This window comes from Photorhabdus hainanensis (genome assembly GCF_018448965.1).
Lineage (GTDB): Bacteria > Pseudomonadota > Gammaproteobacteria > Enterobacterales > Enterobacteriaceae > Photorhabdus > Photorhabdus akhurstii.
The window spans coordinates 1-6,310 of sequence record NZ_RCWD01000076.1; the positions used below are offsets into that span (position 1 = coordinate 1).

Consider the following 6,310-nt stretch of genomic DNA (forward strand, 5'->3'; position numbering starts at 1 on the left):
GTCAGGCGCTGGCCGGGGGCGCTTCACCGTATCTGGCGGGCGTGATAAAAGAGCTGACCACCGACCCGAAAACCCATCAGGTGGATATCGCCACCAACACGCTGGCCCATGCGATTTTAGGCGCGGTAGCGGCGGAAGTGAGCGGCAATAATGCCTTGTCAGGGGCAGCCGGTGCGGCTTCGGGTGAACTGGCGGCTCAGGTCCTGGTTAAGCAACTTTACGGCGACGGGGCCAACGTCAGTGAATTAACGGAGGAGCAGAAGCAAACTATCAGCACCCTTTCCACCCTGGCGGCAGGACTGGCAGGCGGCATTGCTGGTGACTCCACCGCCAGCGCCGTTACCGGGGCTCAAGCCGGGAAGAACGCAGTCGATAACAATCACCTAAGTGTGGAGAAGAATCAATCGCGCAGTGAGGAACTGGTTAATTGTCAGGGTGATAGCAGTTGCCGCTCTGCCGTTAGGGATAAATATCGGCAGGAGTATGACAAGGTTCAGGAACGGATAGCAACGTGTTCAGGCGCTGACCAGTGCGTTGCTGTTGCCAAAGAACTGCGGGCATTGCAAGGTGATTACAGCGCACGAATAGGCGAAATTCAGGAAAAAGCCAGAATGCAGGGGCTGGATTCCCTTACGCCGGCAGAAGTGCGGGAATGGGCAGATTTACGGGGTGCCATGTCAAATATTGACGCATCACGGAATTTGGTGCTCCATCGTGCCCAAGTCACCGGCGGTTCAGAAGAAACGACCCAGGAAATCGTGAAGATTATGGGGCAGACGGGAATTGCGGCGTCTGCGGGGGTGGCCGGTGGGATTAGTAAGGTTGGCGCGAAGGGAGTAAAAGAAAAGAGTGGAAATACTGATAAACTTCCTAATGGACAACAAGTCAATCACTTCGAAGAGAGTTTACACAATCTCCCTCCTGGAGAACGGGTAGCTCAAGTCAAGCAAATGGCAGCCCAAGTTATTTCATCAAATGGAATGATTAAAGATAATCGGTTAACTAAACTAAATAATCGGGATGTTTATAAAGGGAAAGATGGTTATCTTTATGCATTGGATACTCAACATGGCCGTTTCGAACAAGTACATCCCAAGACAGGTAAACACCAAGGTGAGGTTGATATGGGGATGAGGCCCATAGATAACAGTATTGATAAGTCAGGTAGCCATGATTTAAAGGTTAAATAGTATGGAAAATATAATGAAGTTAATAGATATTCAGGATCATGTTTTAAGGCACGGAAATGTTTTTCGCTTACCAGCACAATGGCCTTATGAGGAATTTGTAGATTTTATGGTAGTTGATTTATCAAATACTGAACGCCCTTATGGATTGATTGTCACTTCTGGACATAAGGCGGGGTTGATATTGGTAAAACTACCAGCGGAATGTAGTTTAATTGAAACAAGGGGATTAAGCACCCAATGGATTATAGATAACTGGGCAAAATGGATTTACCCAGAATGTGATGTCAGTGACGTCTATGTACTCGAACGATATATAGCAACTCCAGTTGCCTGAATATAAACCTTGGCTTCGTAAACTACACTGTAAATGTTGGACAACCATCTGACCATTTAAGGTGTAGTTGATTAAGTCGGAGCAAAGTGGCTTACAGGCTAAAAAGTCGCATCGGGGCGTTGTGGGTCGAGCCTCAAACCGTACTGGGAAAAACGGGGTGTAACTGACTGAGGGCATTAGGAAAATCGGCGTTCGGTAATCAACTTCGCAATGGAATGGGTTGTTGCGGATAATAATGTCCTTAGCATGGGAAGTTTGTTTGGTTCCGAAGGGGCTAAACATTTTGAAGGTGCGGGGTCGCTGGCTCAAAAGATGGCTCAATCCGGGGCAACACCCGAAGAAATAAATGCTGCCTTGACTCATTACCTGAAAGGACAAGTCCCTGAGGGTCAAGATCCGGCAAAAGGTTTGATTATTGCGTGGGGGAACTTCTTTGGTGTTCCGTTGGATGTCGTGTTATCAAATGAGCAGATGACGCCACAGAAAGCGGCGGAAATTGTTGCCGGAGGGATACCTACCAGTGAAGCGAAGCTGATACAGTTTGCAGCCGCGAAAGCATATCTGTCTTTGAGCAAATATCAATCGATAGAAGCTGTTGATAGAAAAAATAGTTCAACGATTGATAATTTGATGAAAGGAAAAGCACAGACAGCGAAAATTGGAGAAATAGCCCTTGGTGCTGATAAAAACATCTCGCATACAAATGTTAATTCCAAAGCTTCACTAGGAACGAAAATAGATAAGAGTATAGTTATAGTAGATAAGAAACATTTACCTACAAGTGTGTCCTCGACATTTAAGGCTGGAAAATATGAAACTGTTATTACACAAGAACCTGTAACATTATTTAGAAAATTTGGTGGTGTTAATGATCAAGCCAAATTAGATGGTGGTTACGCAACAACCACACAAAATGCGGGCAGAAATGAAACTGCTGTCTATAAAAACTGGAGTACAACTCGATTTGAGGCTGAGATAGAAGTACCCAAAAATACTAAGTTAAACATTGGTTCTGTTGGGGAACAACCACCTTTGAGTAATAATCCTAAATACATGGGTGGAGCTGATCAAATTCTACTACCACGGAATTATCCTATGGATTGGATTAAATCAATACGAGATGGAAAAACAGGTAATGTTTACACTTACGAAGAATTTAAGAAAACATTTCCAGATCAAATAACAAATAAAGGAAAATAAAATGTCAATAAATAAAGATATGATAGAAATCGCAAGATTAATATCCTTGTTGAAACAAGTCGTTACGTATTTAAAAGAATCAGGAAATGGAGAGTCATCTTATGCATACTTAATAAAATCCATTAATATTCTTGAGAACAAAGCAAGTAATGGTATGAAGAATTTATACAAATATATTATGAATGATTTCAGAATGATGGGGGATAGAGGCCAATATGGGGAAGATATAGACCCAATAACAGATGAAATTTACGCAATTATAAGCAACAACCCATTGTTCACTCAGTGATAATGCGTTGTTGCGGATAATAATGCTCTAGCTGTACCAATGCCACCACCACCGATAGCGGGTTCAAACACGGGTGAAGCCGTAAATGAAGCAAATCAGACGATAGCTTCAGCTGTGGACAAAAAATTGAAGGAAATGGGAGAATCTATAGATAAGGCGACTCAATGTTCCTTTGGCCGGGTATGTTCGTCAGATTATGTAGATGGTGAGAATCAACCCAATATATCAAAGGATCTGACAGATTCAGAGAAAGCCGAACTTGGTGGTTCAGGAACAGGAACACCGGGAGGACATGATCCAGAAGATGAGCAGAATGCCAGAAATAACAATCATATTGGCAAATGGTCAGTTGATGAATTGTCAAATGGAGCAAAATATACAGATCCGGCCTCAAAAAAAGGCGATTTGACACTTGCTGGTCGCGCTCTACAAAAACATGGTAGTCAGCCAGGTAGCATTTTTCCAGAGGCTAAAGGAAACCCATCTGCGATAAATGAACAAGGCCAAAAAATTGTAGATAGTATATTGAATGACCCGAACAAAAAGGTGATTCAAAGTAATACAGGACGATACGGTCAAGTTACTGATGTTATATCTTCTAGTGGGCGTGGATTACGTTATGATGCTCAAGGTAGGCTTATAGGATTTTTGGAACCACCGAAATGACAAATAAATTAACAGCACAAATAGCGAGCTTGCCAGATCGAGAGAATGTTGTTTACGAGATCTTTTGGGGTACAGATCAAGTAGCAGAAGTCTCGAATGAACCTGAGCATGGCATGAGAATAGAGATCTTTTCTTGTCCGAATGGAGGAATATGGAACTTTGACTTTAGAGAATTCCGTGCTCTTGTAGAGCAAGTAGAAAAAAATATTATCTAAATATTTACCCCCCCGGTTTGTAAAAGCCGGGACTGTTTTTTTAGCCTACTCCGTCAACATCACAATGGCGGTAGTAAAGTTAAACGGTTGCTTACTGAGCAGGCTGTTATTCTCTAACCGCATCTGGGGAAAGTGGACTATCTGGCTGAAAAAGCGCGTCGGGGCATTATAGGCTGGGTATCAAGCTGCACAGGGAAAAATCGTTTGTAACCGACTGAGTACACTGAGGTAATTGGTATCCGGCGGTCAACTTCGCAATGGAATGCGTTGTTGTGGACAATAACCACCTAAGTGTGGAGAAGAATCAATCGCGCAGTGAGGAACTGGTTAATTGTCAGGGTGATAACAAAAGTAAACTTACAATTGATCGAATGTTCATATTTTCTCCGCTTAAGTTCCATCGCGCAATATATTATTGTTGACTTATCAAAATAATTTTGTCGCTTATCCCCAGTGATGCAGCCGCTTTAGCGACCCTGTAGTCCTGCTCAGTCATCAGGGAGACGACTTCCTTTTTAAACTCAGGGGTAAATTTTCATTTCTGGTTCACTAAACACCTCCATTTTGGATGTAAGTTTAGTGCCCTGATTATTCGACCACATCAATAAGGTTAGGTGGTCTTTTTGTAGTGGTCAAGTAATGCTGGCCACGGTTTTACAGTAAGAACGGTATCTGTTCTCTGATTCTTCCGGCGTCAGCCCCCCGTTGTAATGATGAGGTCTGACGCTATTGTAGTAATTCAGGATATAACCGCGGCGTTGGTGCACGGATAGGGTTCGTTTGTACCTCCCCTTACCCACCGTAATGTTTATGTGGCATGGGTTCGTATCCGTGGAAATCCACAACCACAATGACATAACTTAGCCATCCGTGCACCAACGCCATTTGGAACCGACATTGACGCGACATGGTTATCGTTTGAAAGATATGGTGGAGCAGTTCGACGCGAAACCTGCTGAAATCAGGGCATTATTTAACAATCAGCTCGATCCGGTGCGCACGGCTGAGTTGCGGGACCGAATGCTGTCGGTCGGGCTGCCGATATGAATAATTTGATTTGCAGTTATTGTGAGTCGGCGGCGGATAAACGCGAGCCGGAAAAGATAAATGCGAGCCCATTGTCACTTAATGTGGGCCGGCAGCACTTTTCATTTGCAGTTAATGTGAGCCGAAAAAACGGATAAATGCGAGTCGGTGGGATTTCAAACGCGAGTCGTTACATATACCGGTTCCTGATCCTGTGACAACTAATAATGGATTAGTGTATAAATCAAACCCTAAACATACCCCAGGACAAATAGGTTATCACCGTAATGCCGGGACTGAACCTAAAAATTCGGTCGAATTGTTTGGCAATTCAGTTGCAAGTGGTAAAAAAAGATACGCATTGGATAGTGATGGTAATGTACATCAATTTACCAATACTAATGATGGTACGTGGCATTGGTCCGGTAGTACAGGTGATAAAAGTGCGGCATTAAGCAAGAGCGACGTTCCATCAGACGTTAAAAAGAAACTTGGTTTACCAGAAAAATGGAGATAATTATGATTTTTGGTGATCCAAATCATTTTGCCATACTTATAGAGTATTTATCTGATTGGAGTACAGAAAATGGATATAGAAATGGCTTATTTCATTTTTGTATACATGGAAAGCTGTATCCAAATAGTGCGAAAGTAGCAACATTAGGAGGAGATATCCTGTGTTTATCTGATGGGAATGCTTTGGCATTACCTGTTGAAAATAATAATATTTTTAATATGGAAAAAAAAGAAGCTTACTTCTCTATGTTAAAAACAATGTTGCCTGAACGGGCTGAACCAGGGAAAGAAGTATCAGACGATTTTGTTACTTCTTACAAATATCAAGCATCTACATATAATTTAGAAAATGACTGTTGTTATGTTTTTGCTGTATCTAATGGCAGTATGATAAGAATCTTAGGTTCAAAACTGAGTGTTTTAAATGGTAATGATGATGTTGGATATCATTGGGAGGAAATACTAAAACCACATATTACTGATATTATTTTAGAAAAGGAAACAGTGAAAAACATTGTCACTTCGACAATAAATTATTATTACTGCCTAAAGTAAAATCCCATCCATGTGAACTGCTCCCCAAATGTTAGATAATCATCCGGCATTTAAAAGGAGCAGTTCATTACGTCTGAGAAAAGTGGCTTACAGGCTAAAAAGTCGCGAAAACACGCAGAGAGAACAACAAGCTGTACCGGCACAGAGCAATGTGTTGCTGTTGCCAAAGAGCTACGGGCATTGCAAGGTGAGAGGGAGTGTTAGAAATTCTGTGTCATTCCAGTAATATATCTCAAAAAGGAATGACAAATGACTCAATCTTTCGATTTCGACAAAGCCCTGAAAGCGCTTCAGGAGGGTCAGGCACTGACCGGTAAGA

At 42.4% G+C, this 6,310-nt stretch carries 8 protein-coding genes and 2 pseudogenes; 9 read left to right on the forward strand and 1 reads right to left on the reverse strand.

The window, feature by feature from the left end:
- The 6 genes from EAE92_RS25105 to EAE92_RS23635 all read left to right on the forward strand — a co-directional run.
- Window positions 1-1,190: VENN motif pre-toxin domain-containing protein (locus tag EAE92_RS25105; protein ID WP_281422836.1), on the forward strand; the 1,190-nt coding region annotated here is incomplete at its 5' end.
- A 13-nt stretch (window positions 1,191-1,203) separates the two neighbouring features.
- Entirely contained in the window at window positions 1,204-1,524 is a 321-nt protein-coding gene (gene imm45 / locus EAE92_RS23615) for an Imm45 family immunity protein (RefSeq protein ID WP_036771431.1), read from the forward strand.
- A gap of 210 nt (window positions 1,525-1,734) precedes the next feature.
- On the forward strand, window positions 1,735-2,724 hold the full coding sequence (locus EAE92_RS23620) for a hypothetical protein (RefSeq protein WP_214069808.1): 990 nt from the start codon (window positions 1,735-1,737) through the stop codon (window positions 2,722-2,724).
- 1 nt (window position 2,725) lies between these two features.
- Window positions 2,726-3,013, forward strand: a complete 288-nt coding sequence (locus EAE92_RS23625; protein WP_214069809.1) for a hypothetical protein — start codon at window positions 2,726-2,728, stop codon at window positions 3,011-3,013.
- Window positions 3,014-3,052: 39 nt separating this feature from the next.
- Window positions 3,053-3,679 (forward strand): hypothetical protein, encoded by a 627-nt coding sequence (locus EAE92_RS23630; RefSeq protein WP_214069811.1) that lies wholly within the window; start codon window positions 3,053-3,055, stop codon window positions 3,677-3,679.
- Window positions 3,676-3,894 (forward strand): hypothetical protein, encoded by a 219-nt coding sequence (locus EAE92_RS23635; protein WP_036774990.1) that lies wholly within the window; start codon window positions 3,676-3,678, stop codon window positions 3,892-3,894. The genes EAE92_RS23630 and EAE92_RS23635 overlap by 4 nt, the downstream gene beginning before the upstream one ends.
- A 412-nt stretch (window positions 3,895-4,306) precedes the next feature.
- On the opposite strand, the pseudogene EAE92_RS25510 reads toward EAE92_RS23635, so the two are convergent.
- Window positions 4,307-4,417, reverse strand: a pseudogene (locus tag EAE92_RS25510) (hypothetical protein); the annotation flags it as partial.
- Window positions 4,418-4,779: 362 nt separating this feature from the next.
- Between EAE92_RS25510 and EAE92_RS23640 the strand changes: the two are divergent.
- From EAE92_RS23640 to EAE92_RS23650, 3 genes and pseudogenes are all read left to right on the forward strand, one after another.
- Window positions 4,780-4,941: pseudogene (locus EAE92_RS23640) on the forward strand (hypothetical protein); the annotation flags it as partial.
- A 193-nt stretch (window positions 4,942-5,134) separates the two neighbouring features.
- Window positions 5,135-5,437 (forward strand): hypothetical protein, encoded by a 303-nt coding sequence (locus EAE92_RS23645; protein ID WP_214069812.1) that lies wholly within the window; start codon window positions 5,135-5,137, stop codon window positions 5,435-5,437.
- A 2-nt stretch (window positions 5,438-5,439) separates the two neighbouring features.
- A complete protein-coding gene (locus tag EAE92_RS23650; RefSeq protein WP_214069810.1) occupies window positions 5,440-5,991 on the forward strand; it encodes an immunity 42 family protein in 552 nt (183 codons plus the stop codon).
- Window positions 5,992-6,310: the final 319 nt, after the last annotated feature.